Source organism: Lysinibacillus sp. K60, assembly GCF_019731275.1.
Lineage (GTDB): Bacteria > Bacillota > Bacilli > Bacillales_A > Planococcaceae > Lysinibacillus > Lysinibacillus capsici.
In genome coordinates, this window is sequence record NZ_JAASJR010000002.1 from 243,596 (window position 1) to 266,737 (window position 23,142).

The following is a 23,142-nucleotide window of genomic DNA, read 5'->3' on the forward strand; positions in this document are numbered from 1 at the left end:
ATATAATTTCCCTTATGAAGAGGGGAGATACTGTATTCGACACTTCGCATTTTAGTAGGATAAGTGTGAGCTGTTTCAAGCTAGAAAAGCGAATATTGTAGTAAAAGGGGACATACCTTCCTATCAGGAGGGATTCAATGGGTAAACGGTTTGGGCTTGTCATCGGGCTGTTGGTAGTCATTATATCTATGCTGGTCCTATTTGATAAATTTGCAGGAGAGAAAAGGTCAGAAGCAAATAAAGAGGCTCAATCGCTTATAACAAATGAAGAGTTGAGTCTAGCTCGATTGAAGGATAAGCTACTTGAAAAGTATGTCGGCATTGACGTTAAAACGACGGCAGAAAAGGAATTAGTAATCCAAGTTGTAGGCGAAGAAGACTATTTCCAGTCAATCAAAAAAGATATGGAATCCACAGCAAAAAATGCTTTAAAAACGTCTCCCCTAAAGGACTATCCCATAGTTTTTGAAAGATGGGAGTTTACCTCCTTGCTTGATAACAACAAGATAATGGGAGATGATATGAACCTTTTGATGGAAGATTTAATTGCGGGCTTAGAAGTTTTTGACGTATATGAATATTTAGTCATTGAAAATCGAACAACTATTACCATACAAACAAGTATAAAGGGCGTTACGCATGAGGCACTTGAGTTAGCGTTAAGGATGGAAGAAGCCATCAAGAAGATTGTACAAGCAAAAGCATCACAAAATGATTCCTATGTTATTAACATATTAAATGCCCAACGAGAAAAAATAAATTAGCTGTATAGAAAAATAACATAGGATTAAGGCATCGAGAGGTTAACGCTCGATGCCTTTGACATATTTAAGCAACTATGTAGTTGTTGCAAAGAGAGCTTGATAAAGAGTTGCTAGGAGTGCAACAAAGCGCATATCATCCGTTTGGAAAAGCTTAAACTGTATGCCTATCTGTACTAGCTCAGTTTCAATAGAGCTTGCACTCGCAATCTTTTCGTCATTGCAATATAAATAAGCCGTAGAGGTAAAATCCTTTTCAAAACGAAATTCTAAATCGTCCATTTTGAATGAATAAGAGGATTCTAATAATTGCACTGTTTTCCGTTGAATGGGTATCAAGCTACCATCAGGCATAACAATTTGATGGCTGACTCCTTTTGTTAGCAGGGTAGATTGTACTTGAAAAAGTGGTACACCTAATGTAGTGCGTGTCTCATAACGGAATGGTAATGTTTGCTGTGCAGCTACCAGCAAGACAGCATTCAATACTTTACCAGCAGAGGTACGTTCCATTTTTTGAAGTACACATACTGTTTCGTTGTGTTCATTCACGATTGGAATATCAGTAAAGCTTTTAAAGCCCTTCGGATAGGTAAGTGTAAATGTTGTCATAAAGAGACCTCCAGTCATTATTTATACGAGTATGCAGTCGAGGAGGTTTCAAGAAACTAGCTCTATGGTGTTTTTTATTTACATGCCTCTCTATAAATAAATGAATAGGCTGCTGAAGAGCAAATTATTTCGCTTTCAGCAGCCCTTTTCTTTTTATGATATTTGGGTATGACCAGACAGAGCTCGCTTTTCCTGCTCTGTATCAAATTCTTTTTCCATTTTTGACACGACCACTGTTGCGACACCATTACCAATTAGATTTGTAACAGCACGTGCTTCTGACATGAAGCGATCTACGCCGATTAAAAGGGCAATCCCCTCTACTGGGATCATCGGGAATGCTGCTAATGTTGCTGCAAGTGTAATAAAGCCAGAGCCTGTTACACCAGCTGCCCCTTTAGAAGTAAGCATTAAGATGGCTAATAACGTAATTTGATGCCAAACATCTAAATCCACACCATAGGCTTGCGCAATAAAGATCGCAGCCATTGATAAGTAAATGGATGTTCCATCTAAGTTAAATGAATAGCCTGTAGGAATCACTAGCCCTACCACTTGCTTTGAACAACCATAGTTTTCAAGCTTACGCATCATGGAAGGTAATGCAGATTCAGATGAAGATGTTCCGATAACGATAAAGATTTCATCTTTAATGTACTTGATAAATTTAAAAATACTAAAGCCAAAATAATGGGTAATCAATCCAATAATCACAACAATAAAAATGAACATTGTAATGTAAACAGATAGCATTAAAAATCCTAAGTTTCCTAATGATTTAAGTCCAAAATTTCCGATTGTATAACTCATGGCACCAAACGCACCAATGGGTGAAATTTTCATCACCATGTTAACGATTTTAAAGAAAATATCTGCTACTTGCTCGAAAAATTTAATAACAGGTTTAGCTGGTTCTCCAATCGCCGCAGCAGCTAGTCCAAATAAAACAGCTGAGAACAAGACTGGTAATAATTCACCATTTGCTAAAGCACCAACTACATTTTCAGGAATAATTTGCATAATAAATGCACCTAAACCATGTTCTGCAGATGCCGCTTCGGTATATTGTGAAACATCAGCGCCGCTTGCTGCATCTGTATTAAAACCTTTACCTGGTTGAACAATATTGACAACGATTAAGCCAATTGCAAGGGCAAAAGTTGATACAATTTCAAAATAAATTAAAGCTTTTCCACCAATTTTACCAACCTTTTTGACATCCCCCATGCTACCAATGCCGATTACGACTGTTAAGAAGATAATTGGTGCTATTAACATTTTAATAAGTTTAATAAATATATCCGCCAATATTTTGAGCTTTGCCCCGAATTCTGGGAATGTTGCTCCGACGATAATCCCTAGGACAATGGCGATCAATACTTGTACTGTTAAGTTTTTAAAATTTATCCGCATATAGTTCTCCCCCTACAACATCTATGAATATTGTGTGAACGCTTTCATGTGGTTATCATAGCTGAAATTTTCCGACAATAGTGTTTATGACCGTAATGGTTGTATTGTTCATTTTGTTCATTCTGAGAGAAGGGGGGATTAAAGCTAGTAATGTCAAGGGTTTTAAGCTGTTTTATAGTAGTTATGATATTTTGGAATCTATTATAATACAAAAGAAAAAATCCTTACGTTTTGTAAGGATTTTTTCATTAATGAACAAAAGTATTAGGGAGCAACGATTTTTTCAATCTCTGCTAAGACATGATCGTTTTGAATATGACCTCTATAAAAATCATAAACAGGTACAAGTTGTTCCTTAAAGCGCTGTCTTTCTTGAGGACTCATTGTATATACATCAAAATCATCTAGCTGTTTCAGCTTGTCCATATCTTGTTCATTCATAAGTTCAGCCTGCTCAAATTGCCAATCGGTTGTTTCTTTCATAGCATCCAACAGCTGATGCTGAATTTTGATAGGTAGTGAATTCCAAAAGGTTTCATTCATTAATACAGCATAGCCTAAAATCCCATGCTGGGTGATAGTCATATGCTTTTGTACTTTATAAAAACCCTTTGAATAGATATTAGAAGCGGTATTTTCTTGTGCATCAATAGCATGCTTTTCTAAATCCGAAAAGACCTCACTAAAAGAAATAGGTATAGGTGTTGCATTGACTAGTTCAAATTGCTTTTCTAATGTTTTACTTGGCATCGTACGTACTCGTAAGCCCTGTAAATCTTCAAATGTATAAATAGGCTGCTCAACAGAGGTTAGATGCTTAAACCCATTGTACCAAAAGCCAAGCCCTTTAATATGGAACGGCTCTAGCTCATTGACCAATTGTTCACCAATAGAACCCGTTAGGACTTCCTTTACTTGCTCATTTGTATTAAATAGAAAGGGTAAATCAAGCACCTGCCAATTAGGAACATAAGCTGTCATTTTAGAAAAAGTAGGGATGATCATTTCCACTTCTCCCTTTTGCAATGCCTCAAATTCATTTTCATCATTAAATAAAGAGGAGTTGGAGTAGACATGTACTTTGACCTTCCCGTTTGTTTTTTCTTCTACTAGCTCAGCAAATTTGTTGGCAGCTTGACCTTTAGGGGTATTTTCAGCGACGACATGACTTAAATGAATGGTTATCTGTGTGTCTAAACCCTTTTGCTCATCATCATAGGGAAGTGGCTTGGCGAATAGTAATCCTTGTTGAACACTGATAGTGAGGATTAACACAAGCACAGTTATAATCGTTCCAATAATAAATTTTTTCATTGTATACACCCAATTAATTCGTATTTTCTGATGTTTTTGTTATTCTAACATATGGAGTAAGCTAAAATATAGTAGAAGGGAGGCGGTCAGTTGAAATTTCAGAAGTTATCCATGCAAAGAAAAATTATGTCTCTGACTTTTTTTATTCTCATGCTTTCCTTTAGCATTGGCGGTACTTTTTTGTTAGGTTTTGTCATGAATGAGCAAAAGACTAAACTAAGTGATCAAGCACTCCTTGTAGCAAAAACCGTCTCACAGCTTCCTGAAATAAAAACATATATTGCTAGTGAAAATTACTATGATGCCGTACAGCATATTAATCCTGTTGTAGAAGAAATCCGTGATATCAATGGGGCAAAATATATTGTTGTTCTTGATATGCAACGACGAAAATATTCTCATCCTAATAGCCAGGAACTTGGTCGAATATCACAATCTGGCGATTTAAACGCTGCTTTTTCAGAGCACTACTATACGTCGATTGCACGTGGGGAACATGGTAATATGGTTCGTGCGTTTGTTCCGATTATGAATCATGAAGGACAACAAATAGGTGTTACGGTAGTAGGGTACAGTGTTCTTACGGTAGTGGAGTTACTGCAAACAATGCAAACCGAACTAATGATTACTGTTCTATTATCGTTACTATTTAGTGCATGGGGAGCACGAACATTGGGGCTTCATATGAAAAAACAAATGTTTGGGTTAGAGCCGCATGAAATTGCCAAAATGTATGTAGAACGTACAGAAACGTTTAATGCCATGCACGAAGGTATCATTGCTATCGATAATGATTTGACCATTACGATTTTTAATGAAAAAGCCTGTGATATCTTAGGCGTTTATGAAAAACCCTCTAAATTGATAGGACAGAAAATCTTTCATGTCTTGCCAGACACACGACTTCCTGAAATTTTAGAGCTGGATCAGCCGTTATTTAATCGTGAGCTGTATATTAATAATCATAGTATTATGAGTAATCGAATTCCGATACAGGTTAATGGCGAAACTGTTGGGGCAGTAGCCATGTTTAAAGACCGTACGGAAGTGAAAAAGCTTGCAGAAGAATTAACAGGCGTTAGAGCATTTGTCCAAGCCCTTCGTGTACAAACACATGAACATAAAAATAAACTGCATACGATAGCCGGTCTTTTACAGCTAGGTCATCATGAACAGGCACTTTCTTACTTAACACAAGTGAAGGAAGAGCATGATGAAATCACTAATTTTTTAAACGAACGAATAAAAAATGAAAATATTTCTGGGCTATTGCTCAGTAAAATTTCCTACGCGAAGGAACAAGGAATTCGATTGGAAATTGACCGTGAAAGCCGATTAACATCATTTCCAGCTAATTTGGATCATCATGATTTCGTCATTCTCTTTGGTAATTTGATAGAAAATGCATTTGATGCATTAAAGGATGTACAGGTCGAGGAGAAGGTGATTCATGTTTCTGTGGATGAAGATGATGACGTATTAGCCATATTAGTAACTGATAATGGTGTTGGCATGACGGAAGAGGTCAAGCAGCACATTTTTGATAATGGTTATTCTACAAAAGAGAAAAACTACCGTGGAATAGGGTTATTTTTAATAAAGGAAATCGTCGAAAAAGGACAGGGTGACATCGAAGTCATCACTGAGCCTAACAAAGGAACAAGTTTTTTAATCACCTTTTATTATTCTTAATGGGATGGAGGGCTAGCAGTGGCACAGATCAGAGTATTATTAATTGAGGATGATCCAATGGTACGAGAGGTAAATCGTCAATTTATTGAAAAGGTAGAGCATTTTCAAGTGGTTGGACAGGCACCTAATGGATTAGAAGGTATTACGCAAATTTGTCTTCTGAAGCCTGATTTAGTTTTTATGGATATTTTTATGCCAGAGCAAGATGGTATTACAAGCTTACGCAAAATACGTGAGCTCGATCTACCAGTAGATGTTATTACCGTGACGGCTGCAAATGATATGGAGACAGTGAAACAGATACTACATCTAGGTGTTTTTGATTATATTATGAAGCCCTTTTCTTTTGAACGTGTTAAAGGGACACTTGACAATTATTTACGCTTTAACAAGCAAACTCAAACAGAACGTGAGCTCACACAGGGAGAATTAGATCAGTTATTTCATTATCGTGATGGACAAACCCTATTGGATCAATCTGTTACATTGAAATCCGAGAAAAATCTCCCAAAAGGTTTTAATCGTACAACACTTGAAAAGGTTGTGCACTTTTTACAATCGGTGGATGGTGCTTCAGCAGAAGAAGTAGCCAGTGGAATTGGCATTGCCCGCGTAACAGCTAGAAGATATTTAGATTATCTTGAAAAACAAGAGGAAATTACAATGGATGTCCATTATGGTGGCATTGGGCGTCCTATAAACTATTACTTTAGTAAATAAAGAAAATCCTGATTGTCATTATGCAATCAGGATTTTTTGCGAGTAATTAATAAGGCATGATTTTATCAACAGGTGTTGCTGTCTTAATCTTTGGCAGAATTTTATCTAGTGTCACTGTACGCTTAATCTCGTGTGTAGATGGATCATTTTCATCAAATTGATCAAGGAAGTTAATAACCTCTTTTACAATTGGCGTTGGCGTAGAAGCACCTGCTGTTACAGCAACGATGTTGATACCTTTTAACCATTCTACTTTTAGCTCTGAAACATCTGCAATGCGATAGGATGGTGTTCCTGCAATTTCTACAGAAACTTGTGTTAAGCGGTTCGAGTTATTGGATTTAGGATCACCAACAACAATAAGTAAATCCGCTTCACCTGCTTGCTGAGCAACAGCCTCTTGACGGACTTGTGTAGCTAAACAGATCTCTTTGTGTACCTCAATATGTGGGAATTTTTCTTTTAAACTATCCATTAAATGGGCGACATCCCATTGGCTCATTGTCGTTTGATTTGTGACAAGTAATTTATCATTCGTTAATTGTAAAGCATCAATATCGTTAGAAGACTGAACTAAGTGGACATGATCCGGGGCAACGCCAATAGCACCCTCTGGTTCGGGATGTCCTTTTTTACCAATATAAATAATGTCATAGCCTTCTGCTGATTTTTCACGAATTAAATCGTGGGTAACTGTTACATCAGGACATGTAGCATCAATGGACACTAAGCCTTTTCGCTTCGCAATCTCACGAATTTCCGGTGAAACACCATGTGCTGTAAAAATGACAGTACCTGTTTCAACTTGTTCAATAATTTCTAGGCGGTTATCACCATCTAACGTGATGATACCATCCTCTTCAAACGCATCTGTGACGTGTTTATTATGCACAATCATCCCTAAGATGTAGATAGGTCTTGGTAATGTTTTATCAAGTGCGGCGTTACGAGCGATCACCATCGCATCCACAACACCGTAGCAATAGCCACGTGGATTAATTTTTAATACTTGCATGGTGGTTGTGACTCCTTTCAAGCTTACCTATCTACATTATAACGGACAGTGACAGTGAATACAAAGAAACGTTCATTTACATTGGTGGTTGGAAAATACGTGGTTTAGATGGAAGTGGCTCGGGAGGCGTAAATGATGCACTTTGCCTAGATGACCGTCTACTTCCAGCAGCCTTACTATCGCTTCCTGCTGCTTCAGTTGCTCCACCGCCAGCGGAAGGAAGTCCTTGGAATCCTTTATACAATTTTAAGAGTGATGGAATATTTTTCACCATCGGCATAGCTTGTTGGATATAAGGGGTATAGGTTTTGGCTGTATTAAATAAACTATTGGCTTGCTGTAAAAATGAACCGACTTTCGAAGCTTCTTGCACAGGTGGCATCGGCATTTGCCCTCCAAATGAACCTATTCCATTAGCCATTGGAAAGCCGCCTGGAATTCGTGGTTGAACAGGGAAGCCTCCAGGCGGGAAAAAGGACTGTGGCGACATCTGTGGAGGTGTTTGCATGGGCATGGGCATTCTCATGCCACCCGGATACATTGGGTATGGATAAGGTGGTCGAAATACCATAATGATCTCCTTTCTACTTGTTTTTCATTGATGACATACCTGACTATAGCTATGATATGCAAAGGCTAATAGGAGGGTTCGATAAAGCTAAATAAAATCAAATGTAATATGGAATTTGTAAAGTAAAGTAGAAGGCCAAATACAACTAGACCTTAGGTTCCAAATTCATTCATCTTCTTCATGATAGCGAAGCATTCGATAGCCTATCCGTACATGTGTCTGAATAAGTTTGGGCTGTGCTGGATTAACTTCTATTTTTTTTCGAAGTGTAGCCATAAATACTCGTAAACTTGGAACATCTGATTGAAGAGCATTTTGCCAGATTTCCTTTAAAATATAATTATGTGTTAGAACTTTTCCAACATTTTTGGATAAAACAATTAAAAGTTTATATTCAATCGGCGTTACATGTATTTCTTTTCCATTTACAAATACTGTTTGATCAACATAATTAATTTGAAGATAACCATTTGTGAAAATGGGATTCTCTTTTTCAAGTGGTTGTTCATAGGCCATTCTTCTTAAGGCAACCCGAATTCTTGCTAATAATTCTTCCACACTAAATGGTTTAGTTACATAATCATCTGCACCTGCATCCAAAGCATTAATTTTATCATGTTCTTCTCCACGAGCACTTACGACGATAATTGGTGTTTGATTCCAACTTCTAATTTTTGTGATTAGTTCTACGCCATCTATGTCTGGTAGACCTAAATCTAAAATAAAAACGTCAGGTTTTATGGTAAGAGCCTTTTGAAGTGCACTACTACCATCACGTGCAATGTCGTATTCATAATGGTTTGTCGCTAATGTCATTTTAATTAAATTGGCAATTGCTACATCGTCCTCTACTACAAGAATTCGTTTACTCATCAAATTTCATTACTCCTTTTTTCAGTGAAAAGTTAAAAATCGTTCCTTGAGGTCTATTATCTGAAACGTTTATGCTGCTACCATGTAATTTTAAAATTGTTTGACAGAGTGCCAAGCCTAAACCAAGACCTCGTCTACTATCGCTGCGCTGTACTTTTCCAGTTGTAAATGGCTCAAACAAGCTACTTTTTAAAGCGTCATCGATTCCAGGCCCATTATCAGAAATACTAAAACTTACGAACCCATCAGATTCTTTCACTATAATAGTAATGGCACTGCCTGGTGGGGTGTAAGTCAATGCATTATCGATGATATTAATGAAAACTTGTATGATTAATCGAGCATCCATTACAGCAAATAAAAACTCAGGTTTAATTTCATAAGATATTTTATGTGTATTGTTGTGACGAACAACATGGGAAAGTGCCTCTTGAATAATATCTTCTACTAGTTCAATTTGCATTTCTAACGCAAATTGCCCATCCTCTAACTTAGATACAGCTAGTAAATTTTCAACCATTTGTACAAGCCATTTTGAATTTTTATAAATATCTTCATATAATTTATTTTTTTCAATCTCTGGTATTAGTGATGCATTGTTGAGTAATATATCTGCATTTCCAGAGATAGCAGTGAGTGGTGTCCTAAGGTCATGAGAGATTGCACGTAAAAGGTTAGCTCGCATCTGTTCCATTTCAGCTTCTCGCGCTACTTCCTCATTAAGTTTCTGTAAATACCATTTATCCAAGGCGAATGAAAAATCATTAATAATGGCGTGCAAAATATTGCGCTCAAATGCAGGCAATGGGGAGACTTTAGATAGGGCAATACCTATAACACCCTTCACATCTCCATTAGAGATTACAGGTATATAATAAGCGTTCACTTCAGGAAATATGTCTGTGGATACACCTGCTACATGCCTATTATTTGTCACCCAACTAACAACACCACATTCATTTGGATTATCGAAAAGTACAGCTATTTTTTGATTTTCACTACTAGACATTGTTTCAGTACGAAAGAAAGAGGATTTCTCAATTACCTGGTTATTTATTTCGAAAAATTGTACAGGCTTTTCTACTAATTTAACAATTTGAGACATGCCTTCAACTATTATTTCTTCCATAGACTTAGCATGTTGAAGCCTACGATTTGTTTCAAGGAGTACCTCCATTCGATAAGATTTACGAATGGCTATAATGGTTTGCTCCTTTATCTTCTTTGTTAAGCTACTCGTAATTACTCCGGAAATAAACATGATAAAAAATGTCATTGGATAGTCACGATGATAAGCATCAAATGAAAATCGAGGCTCTGTAAAAAAGTAATTAAAAAGTAAGACAGCAATAATGGAGTTAATAATACTCATCATCGACCCTGTTGACCAAATAGCAAGGATGAGGACCCCTAAAATGTAAATTGTAATGATGTTTGACTCGCTTATACCAATTGTATATAGATATAAGCCGACAACTGATATGAAGCAAAATACGATAAACATTTTGAACAAATCAAGCAATTCAAATGATAATTTATTACTGATACTTGGAAAATAAAATGGTTCATTTTCTTGATCTGGTACGATGTGTAGAGCTAAGTTCGGAACAAATTCATTCAGGCGGTCACTTATTTTTGTGCTAGGTCGCCACCATTTTTTCCTCATACTTGTTCGTCCGATAACAAGTTTTGTGACCCCGCTAATTTGAGCATAATTAGCAAGGGCTGCTGCTACGTCGTCTTCTTGAACAATGACGACATGGCCGCCAAGCTGTTCAACAAGTTTAATGTGTTGTTGTAATCGTTCAGAATTTGCACTATTTCCTTCATTCTCCTGCAGGTTTTGCACATAAAGAGCAGTAAATTTACCGTGTAATGCTTGTGCAAGTCTTGCAGTGGTTCTAATAACTTTTGCATTTGTAGGAGAACTACTGATACCAACTAGTAGGTGTTCTTCTATTTGTACAGGGTGTTTGACAGATTCTTGGTTGTTTAGTTGTTTATAGTTAATTGTATCCGCTGCTCTACGTAATGCGATTTCTCGTAATGACACTAAATTTTTTTTGCGGAAAAAAGAATGCAGTGCTTTTTCCGCTTGTTGCTTTGCATAAACTTTCCCTTCTTGTAGGCGTTGTATTAGCTCATCTGGTTCAATGTCTACGACTTTTATTTGAGATGCTTGATCAATTAAGTAATCAGGGATACGCTCTCGTACTTTAATATCAGTAATTTCTTCTACTAAGTCATGAAGGCTTTCAATATGTTGAATATTTACAGTTGTATAAACATGAATCCCCTTTGAAAGTAGTTCTTCAACATCTCCAAAACGCTTCTTGTGCCGCATTGTTGGAACATTGGAATGTGCCAATTCATCGATAAGAACAATTTCTGGCTTGCGCTGCAATACGGCATCAATATCTAATTCATAAAAAGCTTTGCCTCTATAGGTTATTTTTTTCGTAGGAATTTGCTCAAGCCCTTCTAGTAAAGCTAACGTATCTGGACGAGGATGTGGTTCTACATAGCCAACCACCACATCTTTACCTAATTTTTGAGCTTGATGTGCTGCATCTAACATTGCGTACGTTTTACCTACTCCAGCAGCATAACCGAGAAAGATTTTTAAATTCCCTACAAATTGTTGCTCCTGTTGAAGTCTTGCTAAAAACATCTCAGGAGTTGGACGTGTATTTTCCATCCTCAATCACCTCATTTGTATTATAGCGTTAACGCCCATTAAGAAAGTATAAAGATTTTGCTTCTTTATGCTTTCTTAATAGAAAAGTAGATTTCCTAACACTACATTAATTTGAAAGTCAGTATGATGAAAACATCCTAAATGAAGGAGGGGTATTATATTGATGGACTTTTATATGGTTGTATTGCTACTGATAAGCTTTGGAAGTCTTTTGTCATTAACCACATGGTGCTTCAAACTAGTGGATGAGCAATAAGGAGGAAATAGAAATGTGGATTTTTATTGGAATTGTACTTGTGTTCTTGTTTGGTTATCTAGGGCATGCATTACTTTGTCCTGAAAATTATTAAAGGCTGTTAGGAGGTAATGCACTATGTGGCAAATAGCCATCGTATTAATTATTTATTTACCGCTCGTTATCTTAACTGGGCATTATCTATATCGGGTAACATTACACCAAAAAACATGGCTTGATCCTATTCTAGACAAAGTTGACGCAGTCATTTATAAATTGTGTGGCATTAAACAAGTAGATATGAATGGTAAAGAATATGTACTTTCATTAATACTTTCAAATGCATTTATGGTTTTTATTGGATATATTTTGTTGCGCATTCAAGCTTTACTGTTTTTAAATCCAAATAATATTAGCAGTATGGAAGCTACACTTTCATTTAACACGATCATTTCTTTTATGACGAATACAAACCTTCAACATTATAGTGGTGAATCTGGACTCAGCTATTTATCACAGATGCTAGTCATTATCTTCATGATGTTTACATCTGCAGCTACGGGTTATGCAGCTTGTATGGCATTCTGTCGTCGTCTTGTTGCAAAAACAGATACTATTGGGAATTTCTTTATTGATTTTGTTCGTGTTATTACGCGTATTTTAATGCCTATCTCCATCGTTGTTGCCATTATCTTAGTATCTCAAGGGACACCACAAACCTTAAGTGCAAATAAAACAGTACAAACGATCGAAGGGAAATTACAAGATATTGCACTTGGACCTGTCGCTTCTCTAGAATCAATTAAGCATGTAGGTACGAATGGTGGGGGCTTTAACGGAGCCAATTCAACAACACCTTTTGAAAATCCAACCGTTCTCTCAAATATAGTGGAGATGTTATCGATGATGCTATTGCCGGGCGCTTGTGTAGTTGCCTTTAGTTTGATGATCGCTTATAGAAAAAAGAAAACTATTTTTGGAAAACAAGGTTTAGCTATTTTTGCAGCAATGAGTATATTGTTTCTACTTGGATTAGTGACTGTGTACATAGCAGAGAAGGCTGGTAATCCAATGATAAGTGAACTCGGTATAACACAGGAGCTAGGGAGCATGGAAGGGAAAGAAATGCGTTTTGGAGTAGTACAATCAGCATTATTTACCACTGTCACTACCGCGTTCACAACAGGATCTGTTAACAATATGCACGATACATTGACGCCTCTTGGTGGTCTAGTGCCGATGTTTAATATGATGCTAAATGTTGTGTTTGGTGGTAAAGGGGTCGGCCTGATGAACATGATGATGTATGTTCTACTAACAATTTTTATTGCCTGTTTAATGATTGGGCGATCTCCTCAGTTTTTAGGTAAAAAGATTGAAGAGAAAGAAATGAAGTTAATTGCACTATGCATTTTGATTCATCCGGCTATTATTTTGCTATTTTCAGCACTAGCAGTTGTAACACCGTCAGGAATAGCAGGAATTACGAATCCAGGTGCACACGGATTATCACAGGTTTTATATGAATTTGCCTCTGCCTCTGCCAACAACGGCTCAGGGTTCGAAGGGTTAGCAGATAATTCGACATTTTGGAACGTAACAACAGGACTTGCCATGTTCTTTGGACGATATTTAACCATTATCATTCAACTTGCGATTGCGTCTCTACTTGCCAAAAAGTTTTGGCACAGTGATTCAATAGGAACATTAAAAACGGATAATACTACTTTCACTTTTTTACTTGTGGCTATCGTTTTAATGATTGGTGCGCTAACATTTTTACCAGCTTTAGCACTTGGTCCAATTACAGAACATTTACAACTTTATTCTTAATGGAGGAGAGAGCATATGGAAACAGTAAAAAAGAGTTTTTTGACAAGTAAGATGCTGAAAAATGCCATGATAGATGCTTTAAAGAAGTTTAGTCCCACTTATATGCTAAAAAACCCTGTTATGTTTGTTGTAGAAGTAGGATTTTTGTTTGTGCTGCTATTAGTTCTTTTTCCAAATATGTTTGGGAGTGTAGTAGAAGAACACGCTCGATTATACAATGGCATAGTTGCTAGCCTACTTTTTGTTACAATTCTATTTGCTAATTTTGCAGAGTCAATTGCAGAAGGAAGAGGTAAAGCACAAGTTCAAACTTTAAAAAAAACAAAGACAGTGACACAGGCTCGTGTTTTGCTTCATGATGGTACGGAAATCCTTAAACAGGCCCATGACCTAAAAAAAGGAGATATTGTATTAGTTCAAGCTGGAGAGGTAATTCCAAATGATGGAGAAGTCATTGATGGCATTGCTACTGTGGATGAATCGGCAATAACAGGTGAATCTGCCCCTGTTGTAAAAGAACGAGGTGGAGATTTTTCATCCGTTACGGGTGGTACGACGGTTACGAGTGATTGGTTGATGATTGAAATAACTTCATTGCCTGGCGAATCATTTCTGGATAAAATGATTACGCTAATTGAAGGGGCTAGCCGTAAGAAAACACCAAATGAAATAGCCCTTAATACACTTCTAGTAAGTTTAACAATTATCTTTCTGTTAGTGGTAGTGTCCCTCTATCCAATGACTATTTATTTGAATGTGCCAATTTCTATCGCAACATTAATAGCACTTACAGTTTGTTTAATTCCTACAACGATTGGTGGATTATTATCCGCAATTGGTATTGCTGGAATGGATAGGGTAACCCAATTTAACGTCATCGCAATGTCTGGGAGAGCGGTGGAAGCCTGTGGAGATGTGGATACATTAATCTTAGATAAGACTGGCACGATAACATATGGCAATCGAATGGCAGCTGAGTTTCTACCAGTAAAAGGAGTTGTCAGGGAAGAGTTAATGCAAGCTGCATGGCTTAGTTCTCTAACAGATGATACACCTGAGGGAAAATCTATCTTATCGCTTGCTTGCGAATTAGGGGTGAATACGGACGGTGAAAAAAGCATTATCCAGACAAGTAAACATATTCCCTTTACTGCACAAACACGAATGAGTGGCTTGGATAGGGCGGATGGCACAAAAATTCGAAAAGGTGCCTATGATACGATAAAAAGAGAGAGTTTGAAGGCAGGGTACAGTATTCCTTCAAATTTAGAGTTGCTGGTTCAACAAGTATCTACAGTAGGGGGGACGCCTCTGGTCGTATCACTAAATGATAAGATTTTAGGGGTAATTTATCTAAAGGATATTGTCAAGTCTGGACTAAAGGAACGTTTTGAACAGCTTCGTGAAATGGGGATTAAAACCATTATGTGTACAGGAGATAATCCACTTACAGCAGCAGCCATTGCAAAGGAAGCTGGAGTCGATAGCTTTATCGCAGAAAGCAAACCTGAGGATAAGATTCAAGTCATTAAGGATGAACAGGCACAAGGGAAGGTAGTAGCAATGACTGGTGATGGTACAAATGATGCACCAGCATTAGCGCAGGCCAATGTTGGGCTAGCGATGAATTCAGGTACAAATGCAGCAAAAGAAGCAGCTAACATGGTTGATTTAGATTCAAACCCAACTAAAATTATTGAAATTGTAGAGATAGGGAAGCAGCTTCTGATGACTCGTGGCGCTTTAACAACATTTAGTATCGCTAACGATATAGCAAAATATTTTGCCATCATACCTGCTATGTTGATGGTGGCAGTGCCTGAGATGAGCGCATTAAACATAATGAAACTTAATTCTTCAACAAGTGCGATTATTTCTGCCTTAATTTTTAATGCAGTCATTATTCCCTTGTTAATTCCAATTGCAATAAAGGGTGTAACGTATAAACCAATGAGTGCTTCAAAACTTTTGAATAAAAATTTATTCGTCTATGGTTTAGGTGGTATTATAGCCCCTTTTATTGGGATTAAGTTAATTGACATACTAGTTGGTCCACTTTGCCGTAGTTTTGGGCTATAGGAGGAAGGTACATGCGGAAACTATTTGTGAACTTAAAGCAAGCAATTCTTATTACAATAACAATGTTTATACTGTGTGGGCTAATCTACCCATTTGCGGTGACTGCTTTAGCTCAAGGATTACTTCATCATCAAGCAAATGGTAGTTTACTAGAAATCAATGGTAAAGCTGTTGGTTCAGAACTGATCGGTCAATCCTTTTCAGCACCATCATATTTCTGGGGACGTGTTTCAGCCATTCATTATAATGTTTATACTGAGGATGATACGGTACCAGACAAAAATGGTCAGTTAAATTATAGTGGAGTGACCTCTGGAACTTTTAACTATGCACCATCTAATCCAGAATTGAAGAAGCGAATTGAAGCAGATATCAAGAAGTTTCTACTAGCAAACCCAACAGTAAAACGCCAAGATATACCAGCAGATTTAATGACCGCTTCTGGCTCAGGGCTAGATCCACATATTAGTGTGAAGGCTGCAAACATTCAAGTGAAGCGCATTGCCCTAGCAAGCGGTCTTTCAGAAGAAGAGATTGGAAAAATCATTGAAGAAAATACGGAGAAACGAACACTCGGGATCTTTGGAGAAAATAAAGTGAACGTTCTAATGGCAAATTTAACAATCATGAAAAAAATGGATAATAAACAACAATAATAACTATAAAATCAGGTAGAGAAATGCTTGGTTCTCTACCTGATCGTATTTTATGCTTGAGAATTTACAAGAATTTTAATATGATTACGTTCCTTCATTAATGCCTCAAAGCCTTCTGTTACCACTTCATCAAGAGCAATTCGTTTCGTTACAAGCTTGTCTGCAGGGAAGTAACCTTGTGTCATCAGCTCCATTACGGCTGGGAAGATATCGCGGTAAGCAATAATTCCTTTGACTGTTCGCTCTGATAAAACGATATTGTTCGGTTGGATAGCAGCTGTAGACTCCCAAATCGATACGATGATTGTTTCACCTTCAAAAGTTGTGGAGTCAATAGCTTGTTGTAATACCACAGGAACGCCCGTTACTTCAAAGGCAACATCTACACCACCATTTGTTAATTCATGTAGACGCGCAACGGCATCTTCCTCTTTAGGGTTAATGACGGCTGTTGCACCAAGTTCTAAAGCTTTCGCGGCACGCTCTGCTGAAAGCTCTACAGCATAAATTTCTGCTGCGCCCGCTGCACGTAATGCTTCAATGACAAGAAGCCCAATTGGTCCTGTTCCAAAGACGGCAGCTTTGTCACCGGCTTTTAATTTACTTTGACGCACGGCATGTAAAGCGACTGCTGCTGGTTCTACAAGTGCTCCTTGCTCATAAGAAAGCCCTTCTGGCATTTTGTGAACCATTTTTTCATCTACCATTGTATATTCGGAGAATCCTCCGCCACCGCCTGAAAGACCATGGAAACCTAAATGTTTACAAATATTATATTTACCTTTTTTACAGGCAGCACATTCGCCACATGCAAGGATTGGTTCTACTACTACAGGATCACCAATTTTAACAGATGTAACACCATCGCCAATTTCAACTACTTCACCTGAAAATTCATGTCCCATTACAATAGGTGCTATGTCTTTACTTACATAGTGAGGTTGCTCCACTGGAATAAAGATTGGCCCAGCTGCGTATTCATGTAAATCACTGCCACAAATCCCTGTCCAATGTACTTTGATTTTTACTTTTCCAGGTGCGATGACTGGTTCTTCAATGTTTTCTACACGGATGTCTTTTGCTTTATACCATCTTGCTGCTTTCATAATCTACCAACCTCCCATAATATCTTACAGCTCTATTATAACATGTGGGGAATCTGCTAATCATTAGTTCCCTATAAATTGACATAAAAATTACATATTACAAGCGTTTTCGAACATTGTTACAGCGCTTTTTTGATTGCATATTCTGCGTATTTCAAGTACCTTTGATAAGGGCTTTGTTACGGTGATAATAAAACATTAAAAATATGTTTATGCTAGTAAGAAATAGAACGTAAATATACCTTAAAGTTCGAATCATGGTACAATGAAAAAGATGTTAGGAGGAACGAATGATGTCAAAATATACTGATTATAATTTTCAGCCATTTTTGCAGGACGCCATTGCAAATCTTGGCTTTACAGAACCGACACCAATTCAAAAAGAAATTATTCCGCTTTTATTAAAAGGGAAAAGTGCTATTGGACAGGCACATACAGGAACAGGGAAAACACATAGTTTTTTAATTCCAATTGTTCAACGTATTGATGTAGAAAAACAGGAAGTACAGGCCGTTATTACTTCTCCTACACGAGAGTTAGCACAGCAAATTTTTGATGCATTAAATCAATTAATAGAAGGAACTGCTATTCAAGCAAAACTATTTATTGGGGGTACGGACAAACAACGCTCCATTGATAAATTAAAAACACAGCCACAAATTGTTGTTGGAACACCAGGACGTATTCGTGACCTTGTTTCAGCACAAGCGTTATTTGTGCATACAGCACCAATTTTAGTTGTCGATGAAGCAGATCTAGCTTTTGATATGGGCTTCATTGAAGAGATTGATGGATTTGCTTCACAGATGCCAGAAAAGCTTGAAATGTATGTTTTTTCTGCAACAATTCCAGAAAAACTTCAACCATTTTTAAAGAAATATATGGAAGCGCCAGTGCATGTCCATATGAATGATAAACGACCAGTGGCAGAAGGCATCGATTTTGTCCTTGTACCAGTGCGTTCAAAATCGCGTAATAAACGTTTATTAGAAGTCATTGAGGGCATTAATCCCTTTTTAGCTGTTATCTTTACCAACACACGTAAGACAGCAGAACACGTTGCTGGCTACTTAAATGAGCATGGTATCCGTTGTGGCCAAATTCACGGTGATTTAAGTCCACGTGATCGTAAAAAAATGATGAAGCAAATCCGTGATCTTGACTACCAATACATTGTAGCAACTGACTTAGCTGCTCGTGGTATTGATATCCAAGGCATTTCTCATGTTATTAACTACGAGATTCCAGAGGACTTAGAATTCTTTATTCACCGTGTTGGTCGAACAGCGCGTGCAGGCAATAAAGGGACAGCCATTACTTTATTTGAGCCATCAGACGAGGATGCAGTAGTTCGCGTAGAAAAAATGGGCATTCCTTTTGTGCAAAAAGATGTAAAAGATGGCGAATGGTCAGAGTTAAAAGAGCGTCATGCACGTAAAAACCGTGTGAAGCAAGAGAATGAAATTGATGTGAAAGCAAAATCGTTGGTACGTAAGCCCAAAAAGGTAAAACCTGGCTATAAACGTAATATGAAGTGGGAAATGGAAAAAATTAAAAAACGTGAACGTCGCTTAAAGGCACGCGGTAAAAAATAAGGGGGCTTTTACATGTTACTTGGCTCACATGTTTCGATGAGCGGTAAAGAAATGCTACTCGGCTCTAGTAAAGAGGCACTGTCATACGGAGCCAATACATTTATGATTTATACTGGAGCACCGCAAAATACACGTCGCAAAGCCATTGCTGACTTGAACATTATGAATGGACTCCTGCATATGAAAGAGCATGGGATGACCAATATTGTTGTACATGCACCTTACATTATTAATATTGGCAATACGGAAAAACCAGAAACATTCCGTCTCGGTGTAGATTTTCTACAATCGGAAATTGAACGTACTGCGGCACTGGAGGCAACGCAAATTGTTTTACACCCTGGTGCCCATGTAGGTGCTGGTGCTGATGCTGGTATTGCTAAAATCATTGAAGGTTTAAATGAGGTACTATCTCAGGACTATCCCGTTCAAATTGCATTAGAAACCATGGCAGGGAAGGGGACAGAATGTGGGCGTTCCTTTGAAGAACTTGCTAAAATTATTGATGGTGTAACGAATAACGAGCGACTTTCAGTATGCTTTGATACTTGTCATACACATGATGCTGGCTATAATATCGTGGAAGATTTTGATGGTGTATTAAACGAATTTGATAAAATTATAGGCGTGGAACGCATTAAAGTATTGCATATCAATGACTCCAAAAATGTGCGCGGTGCAGGTAAGGATCGTCACGAAAATATTGGCTTTGGTCATATTGGCTTTGATGCCCTCAATTATGTAGTACACCATCCACAATTAATGGATGTTCCTAAAATTTTAGAAACACCCTTTGTCCCTCTCAAGAGTGACGCTAAATCTAAGGTAGCTCCGTATAAAGTGGAAATTGATATGTTACGAAACGGTACTTTTAAGCCTGAACATATTGAAGCTTTAAAAGGCTAAAAGCAATAACCCGAAATCAGGCTAGTTCTGATTTCGGGCTTTTTTTATTTTGTAAACAAGGCGATGAGTTGACGAGAGCGCTTTCTTCCTAAAACGGCCTCCACTTCAACAAGAATATCTTTAGGAATACCTAAAAATAGCCAAGAAAATGAGAATTGCTCCAAATAAGGTCGAAGTTTTTTTACTTCAGAAGTCGTAATGCTAAAGCCTTCTTCACGAGCAATCGCGACAATTTCCTTATCCGTGCTTTGTGCTAATTGCTGTAAAAATTGAATACTCAAAGTCAATCCTCCTTTATCTTATTTATTTTCACGAAATCATTTACACGCCTGCAATCAGCTGTTCGAAAAAGCATCCATCCTCTTTTCTTTACAAAAACTGCACTTTCCTTTATACTTACAATTTGTAAATCGTAATGATTTTGAATTAGAAAGAAGCGATCATGCATGAAAACAACACTAATTGACATTGAAAATGTGTCATTTCAATATGACTATACGCAAGTTTTAAAAAACATTTCTTTTCGTGTAGAAGAGGGAGATTTTTTAGCACTACTCGGCCCAAATGGTTCGGGAAAATCAACACTACTAAAAATAATTTTAGGTTTGCTGAAACCTTTATCCGGAGAAATAAAATTATTTGGTGAACCAAGTGCAAATTTTAAGCACCGTGAATGGATTGGCTATGTCTCGCAAAAATCCAATGCCTTTAATTCTGGGTTCCCGGCAACCGTGCAAGAGGTCGTGAAAAGTGGATTAACGAAAAAATTAGGGCTTTTTAAAAGACCTGGCCGAGATGCCAAAGACAAAGTACAAGAAGCTTTAAAGGCAGTTGGCATGGATTCTTATATGAATCGCAACATTGGAGAGCTATCTGGTGGACAACAACAACGTGTTTTTATTGCAAGAGCTTTAGTCAGTGATCCCAAACTGCTCATTTTAGATGAGCCAACTGTCGGCATTGATCACGAGAATGTGCAGTCATTTTATGATATGCTGGCGAAATTAAATCGGGAACAAGGAATTACGATGATTCTTGTCACACACGATGTCGATACGGTATCGAATCGTATCAGCCATGTAGCATGTTTGAATCAAACTATTCACTTCCACGGCTATAAAAATGAATTTGATAATATTTCTCAGGATGCGCTAGACGCTTGGTATGGCCATTCCGTGAGAAAGATTCACTAGAAGGAGCAGGCACATGATTGAAGCAATTTTACATTATGAATTTTTACAAAATGCCTTTTTCTCTGGATTATTAATTGGCATACTAGCGCCACTTCTGGGTGTGTTTATTGTTGTACGTAGGCTATCCTTGATTGCGGATGCTTTGTCGCATGTAACACTCGCAGGAATTGCTGGGAGCTTATACATTAGTCAATCGGTAACAGCCTTTGCAATGCTCAATCCTATTTATCTAGGAATACTAGCCTCTGTGAGTGGCTCTGTCTTGATTGAGCGTTTAAGACGTTTGTATAAGCACTATGAGGAGCTTGCCATTCCAATCATCATGTCAGGTGGTATTGGAATTAGCGCCATCTTTATTTCACTTGCCAGTGGTTTTAGCACAGATTTAATGAGTTATTTATTCGGCTCGGTTTCTGCTGTATCTCGTCAAGACTTATGGGTAGTGATTGGCATTGCTGCCATTGTGATTGTCTTTTTGTTTTTATTTTTTAAAGAATTATTTGTTTTGTCTTTTGATGAGGAATATGCAAAAGCTAGCGGACTTCCGGCTCGTTGGGTTCATCTTTTATTTATGATTGTGACAGCACTTGTCATTGCGGCAAGTATGCGAATAGTTGGAATTTTACTTGTATCATCTCTAATGACATTGCCTGTTGCAGCCGCAATGCGCTTAGCAAAGGGCTTTAAGCAAACCATCATTTTTGCAATTGTTTTTGGAGAAACAGCTGTACTAATTGGCCTAATTAGCGCATTTTATATGGATTTAGCGCCAGGAGGCACGATTGTTGTCACTTCTATTCTGATTTTGTTACTTGTAATCCTAGGGAAGAAAGTAGCATTTAAAATGGCTGCAAAGCAGGGGGAGGTAGCGCAATGAATATTTCAAGAGCGTGGGAAATATTAAAGGAAAATGGCTATAAAAAAACAGATAAACGGGAGTTAATATTAGATATGTTTGCAGCAACAGATAAATATCTAACAGCCCGTGATTTATTGGATGTTTTAAAAAAAGATTTTCCGGGAATGAGTTTTGATACCATTTATCGTAACCTTGCTACTTTTGTGAAACTTGGAATATTAGAAGAAACAGAGCTATCAGGGGAACGTAATTTCCGTATGCACTGTGAATCTGCGCATCATCACCATCATTTTATCTGTATGGACTGTGGCAACGTCAAAGAGCTTAATCTTTGTCCAATGGAAATGTTAGGTGAAAAATTGCCTGATTATGAAATTGAAAATCATAAGTTTGAAATATATGGTAAATGTCCTGATTGTAAGCATGAAACTCTGTCACATTAAATGTGACAGAGTTTTTTCTATGTAAGAAGAGGGTGCCTATAGAAGGCTACCCTCTAAAAGGATTAAGCTACTGCCACTCGACGAATCGCAACAATTTTATTGCAATCTACAATTAAAGGAGAAGCAGCTGCTGCACCTGGCTCAAGGAAGTATGCACAGCAATTTCTTGGATCGAAGGAAATGAAAGTCACACCTAAGAAGCTAATACCTCCAGATAAGAAGATATCTAGTGTAGTAGCTAGCTCTAATTTTCTTAATTGGTGACAAATACAGCCTCTACAGTTGCTGCTCATTCTTGGTGTACATTTTTCCTCTTTTTGACAAGGACATTTTTCAACTTTACGTTGACAGCATTTTTCCTCTTTTTTAGGACATTTACAGCCTTGCCAGTTCATATGTGACATGTATCTTTTATCTTCCATTGTCTAGACCTCCCTTCCTCTATTTTCGTAAAGGTAACCCTTACAGTAATAATCTATGTTTGGTGCATAGCTAGAGGCTGGCGATATGTCCGATAGGCAGCTTAAAAATCTATATTTTTCTCAAAAACTTTTGCAATGTGTAAAGC

General features: G+C 37.5%; 21 protein-coding genes. 11 read left to right on the forward strand and 10 right to left on the reverse strand.

Translation table 11 applies throughout. The features are described from left to right. Positions 1–137 precede the first annotated feature (137 nt). On the forward strand, positions 138–764 hold the full coding sequence (locus HCH28_RS05000; RefSeq protein ID WP_221680087.1) for a hypothetical protein: 627 nt from the start codon (positions 138–140) through the stop codon (positions 762–764). A gap of 72 nt (positions 765–836) precedes the next feature. Here the strand turns inward: HCH28_RS05000 and HCH28_RS05005 are convergent, their stop codons facing one another. The 3 genes from HCH28_RS05005 to HCH28_RS05015 all read right to left on the reverse strand — a co-directional run bounded on the left by HCH28_RS05005 (position 837) and on the right by HCH28_RS05015 (position 4,100). Continuing rightward, positions 837–1,373, reverse strand: a complete 537-nt coding sequence (locus HCH28_RS05005; protein ID WP_221680088.1) for a tubby C-terminal domain-like protein — start codon at positions 1,371–1,373, stop codon at positions 837–839. 153 nt (positions 1,374–1,526) lie between these two features. Next, on the reverse strand, positions 1,527–2,786 hold the full coding sequence (locus tag HCH28_RS05010) for a dicarboxylate/amino acid:cation symporter (protein WP_009370130.1): 1,260 nt from the start codon (positions 2,784–2,786) through the stop codon (positions 1,527–1,529). A 264-nt stretch (positions 2,787–3,050) separates the two neighbouring features. Further along, entirely contained in the window at positions 3,051–4,100 is a 1,050-nt protein-coding gene (locus tag HCH28_RS05015) for a TRAP transporter substrate-binding protein (protein ID WP_221680089.1), read from the reverse strand. A 111-nt stretch (positions 4,101–4,211) separates the two neighbouring features. Here HCH28_RS05015 and HCH28_RS05020 point away from each other — a divergent pair, with 111 nt between their 5' ends. Both HCH28_RS05020 and HCH28_RS05025 read left to right on the forward strand, forming a co-directional pair. Continuing rightward, positions 4,212–5,792, forward strand: a complete 1,581-nt coding sequence (locus tag HCH28_RS05020; RefSeq protein ID WP_423203067.1) for an ATP-binding protein — start codon at positions 4,212–4,214, stop codon at positions 5,790–5,792. A gap of 18 nt (positions 5,793–5,810) precedes the next feature. Next, positions 5,811–6,512 carry a response regulator gene (locus HCH28_RS05025; RefSeq protein ID WP_221680090.1) on the forward strand — a complete coding sequence of 234 codons (702 nt, stop codon included), beginning with the start codon at positions 5,811–5,813 and terminating at the stop codon, positions 6,510–6,512. 46 nt (positions 6,513–6,558) lie between these two features. Here the strand turns inward: HCH28_RS05025 and HCH28_RS05030 are convergent, their stop codons facing one another. The 4 genes from HCH28_RS05030 to HCH28_RS05045 all read right to left on the reverse strand — a co-directional run bounded on the left by HCH28_RS05030 (position 6,559) and on the right by HCH28_RS05045 (position 11,669). Then, positions 6,559–7,527 carry a 4-hydroxy-3-methylbut-2-enyl diphosphate reductase gene (locus tag HCH28_RS05030; RefSeq protein WP_004227216.1) on the reverse strand — a complete coding sequence of 323 codons (969 nt, stop codon included), beginning with the start codon at positions 7,525–7,527 and terminating at the stop codon, positions 6,559–6,561. Positions 7,528–7,603: 76 nt separating this feature from the next. Further along, positions 7,604–8,098, reverse strand: coding sequence for a VrrA/YqfQ family protein (vrrA, locus tag HCH28_RS05035; RefSeq protein ID WP_004227219.1), 495 nt, complete (start codon positions 8,096–8,098; stop codon positions 7,604–7,606). A gap of 165 nt (positions 8,099–8,263) precedes the next feature. After that, positions 8,264–8,971 (reverse strand): response regulator transcription factor, encoded by a 708-nt coding sequence (locus HCH28_RS05040; protein WP_221680091.1) that lies wholly within the window; start codon positions 8,969–8,971, stop codon positions 8,264–8,266. Further along, a complete protein-coding gene (locus HCH28_RS05045; protein WP_221680092.1) occupies positions 8,964–11,669 on the reverse strand; it encodes a sensor histidine kinase in 2,706 nt (901 codons plus the stop codon). The genes HCH28_RS05040 and HCH28_RS05045 overlap by 8 nt, the downstream gene beginning before the upstream one ends. Positions 11,670–12,042: 373 nt before the next feature. On the opposite strand from HCH28_RS05045, the gene kdpA reads away from it, so the two are divergent. Genes kdpA through kdpC form a run of 3 tightly spaced genes read left to right on the forward strand, consistent with a single transcriptional unit; the run spans position 12,043 to position 16,472 of the window. Continuing rightward, entirely contained in the window at positions 12,043–13,737 is a 1,695-nt protein-coding gene (kdpA, locus tag HCH28_RS05050; RefSeq protein WP_221680093.1) for a potassium-transporting ATPase subunit KdpA, read from the forward strand. Positions 13,738–13,752: 15 nt separating this feature from the next. Next, the gene (gene kdpB, locus HCH28_RS05055) at positions 13,753–15,816 is read left to right on the forward strand and encodes a potassium-transporting ATPase subunit KdpB (RefSeq protein ID WP_221680094.1); all 2,064 of its coding nucleotides are present in this window, start codon (positions 13,753–13,755) and stop codon (positions 15,814–15,816) included. 11 nt (positions 15,817–15,827) lie between these two features. Further along, positions 15,828–16,472, forward strand: a complete 645-nt coding sequence (kdpC, locus tag HCH28_RS05060) for a potassium-transporting ATPase subunit KdpC (RefSeq protein ID WP_221680095.1) — start codon at positions 15,828–15,830, stop codon at positions 16,470–16,472. A 50-nt stretch (positions 16,473–16,522) separates the two neighbouring features. Here the strand turns inward: kdpC and HCH28_RS05065 are convergent, their stop codons facing one another. Continuing rightward, positions 16,523–17,578 carry a 2,3-butanediol dehydrogenase gene (locus tag HCH28_RS05065; protein WP_004227230.1) on the reverse strand — a complete coding sequence of 352 codons (1,056 nt, stop codon included), beginning with the start codon at positions 17,576–17,578 and terminating at the stop codon, positions 16,523–16,525. Positions 17,579–17,871: 293 nt separating this feature from the next. Here HCH28_RS05065 and HCH28_RS05070 point away from each other — a divergent pair, with 293 nt between their 5' ends. Beyond that, a complete protein-coding gene (locus tag HCH28_RS05070; protein ID WP_004227232.1) occupies positions 17,872–19,173 on the forward strand; it encodes a DEAD/DEAH box helicase in 1,302 nt (433 codons plus the stop codon). Between the two features lie 12 nt (positions 19,174–19,185). Next, the gene (locus HCH28_RS05075) at positions 19,186–20,079 is read left to right on the forward strand and encodes a deoxyribonuclease IV (RefSeq protein ID WP_221680096.1); all 894 of its coding nucleotides are present in this window, start codon (positions 19,186–19,188) and stop codon (positions 20,077–20,079) included. 44 nt (positions 20,080–20,123) lie between these two features. On the opposite strand, the gene HCH28_RS05080 is transcribed toward HCH28_RS05075, so the two are convergent. After that, positions 20,124–20,360, reverse strand: a complete 237-nt coding sequence (locus HCH28_RS05080) for a Nif11 family protein (RefSeq protein WP_004227236.1) — start codon at positions 20,358–20,360, stop codon at positions 20,124–20,126. Between the two features lie 165 nt (positions 20,361–20,525). Here HCH28_RS05080 and HCH28_RS05085 point away from each other — a divergent pair, with 165 nt between their 5' ends. Genes HCH28_RS05085 through HCH28_RS05095 form a run of 3 tightly spaced genes read left to right on the forward strand, consistent with a single transcriptional unit; the run spans position 20,526 to position 22,574 of the window. Next, positions 20,526–21,272 carry a metal ABC transporter ATP-binding protein gene (locus HCH28_RS05085; RefSeq protein ID WP_221680097.1) on the forward strand — a complete coding sequence of 249 codons (747 nt, stop codon included), beginning with the start codon at positions 20,526–20,528 and terminating at the stop codon, positions 21,270–21,272. Between the two features lie 13 nt (positions 21,273–21,285). Continuing rightward, a complete protein-coding gene (locus HCH28_RS05090) occupies positions 21,286–22,149 on the forward strand; it encodes a metal ABC transporter permease (protein ID WP_221680098.1) in 864 nt (287 codons plus the stop codon). Then, on the forward strand, positions 22,146–22,574 hold the full coding sequence (locus HCH28_RS05095; RefSeq protein WP_004227247.1) for a Fur family transcriptional regulator: 429 nt from the start codon (positions 22,146–22,148) through the stop codon (positions 22,572–22,574). Before HCH28_RS05090 ends, HCH28_RS05095 begins: the two co-directional genes overlap by 4 nt. 62 nt (positions 22,575–22,636) lie before the next feature. Here HCH28_RS05095 and HCH28_RS05100 read toward each other — a convergent pair whose 3' ends face one another. Beyond that, positions 22,637–22,996 (reverse strand): hypothetical protein, encoded by a 360-nt coding sequence (locus HCH28_RS05100; protein ID WP_004227250.1) that lies wholly within the window; start codon positions 22,994–22,996, stop codon positions 22,637–22,639. Positions 22,997–23,142 lie beyond the last annotated feature (146 nt).

Bases quoted from the DNA above. Each gene is read 5' to 3' on its own strand.
- HCH28_RS05015 (WP_221680089.1), bottom strand. From the start codon at position 4,100: ATGAAAAAATTTATTATTGGAACGATTATAACTGTGCTTGTGTTAATC.
- HCH28_RS05000 (WP_221680087.1), top strand. From the start codon at position 138: ATGGGTAAACGGTTTGGGCTTGTCATCGGGCTGTTGGTAGTCATTATA.
- HCH28_RS05010 (WP_009370130.1), bottom strand. From the start codon at position 2,786: ATGCGGATAAATTTTAAAAACTTAACAGTACAAGTATTGATCGCCATT.
- HCH28_RS05070 (WP_004227232.1), top strand. From the start codon at position 17,872: ATGTCAAAATATACTGATTATAATTTTCAGCCATTTTTGCAGGACGCC.
- HCH28_RS05075 (WP_221680096.1), top strand. From the start codon at position 19,186: ATGTTACTTGGCTCACATGTTTCGATGAGCGGTAAAGAAATGCTACTC.
- vrrA (WP_004227219.1), bottom strand. From the start codon at position 8,098: ATGGTATTTCGACCACCTTATCCATACCCAATGTATCCGGGTGGCATG.
- kdpA (WP_221680093.1), top strand. From the start codon at position 12,043: ATGTGGCAAATAGCCATCGTATTAATTATTTATTTACCGCTCGTTATC.
- HCH28_RS05030 (WP_004227216.1), bottom strand. From the start codon at position 7,527: ATGCAAGTATTAAAAATTAATCCACGTGGCTATTGCTACGGTGTTGTG.
- HCH28_RS05040 (WP_221680091.1), bottom strand. From the start codon at position 8,971: ATGAGTAAACGAATTCTTGTAGTAGAGGACGATGTAGCAATTGCCAAT.
- HCH28_RS05085 (WP_221680097.1), top strand. From the start codon at position 20,526: ATGAAAACAACACTAATTGACATTGAAAATGTGTCATTTCAATATGAC.
- HCH28_RS05045 (WP_221680092.1), bottom strand. From the start codon at position 11,669: ATGGAAAATACACGTCCAACTCCTGAGATGTTTTTAGCAAGACTTCAA.
- HCH28_RS05005 (WP_221680088.1), bottom strand. From the start codon at position 1,373: ATGACAACATTTACACTTACCTATCCGAAGGGCTTTAAAAGCTTTACT.
- HCH28_RS05020 (WP_423203067.1), top strand. From the start codon at position 4,212: ATGCAAAGAAAAATTATGTCTCTGACTTTTTTTATTCTCATGCTTTCC.
- HCH28_RS05100 (WP_004227250.1), bottom strand. From the start codon at position 22,996: ATGGAAGATAAAAGATACATGTCACATATGAACTGGCAAGGCTGTAAA.
- HCH28_RS05095 (WP_004227247.1), top strand. From the start codon at position 22,146: ATGAATATTTCAAGAGCGTGGGAAATATTAAAGGAAAATGGCTATAAA.
- kdpC (WP_221680095.1), top strand. From the start codon at position 15,828: ATGCGGAAACTATTTGTGAACTTAAAGCAAGCAATTCTTATTACAATA.
- HCH28_RS05090 (WP_221680098.1), top strand. From the start codon at position 21,286: ATGATTGAAGCAATTTTACATTATGAATTTTTACAAAATGCCTTTTTC.
- kdpB (WP_221680094.1), top strand. From the start codon at position 13,753: ATGGAAACAGTAAAAAAGAGTTTTTTGACAAGTAAGATGCTGAAAAAT.
- HCH28_RS05065 (WP_004227230.1), bottom strand. From the start codon at position 17,578: ATGAAAGCAGCAAGATGGTATAAAGCAAAAGACATCCGTGTAGAAAAC.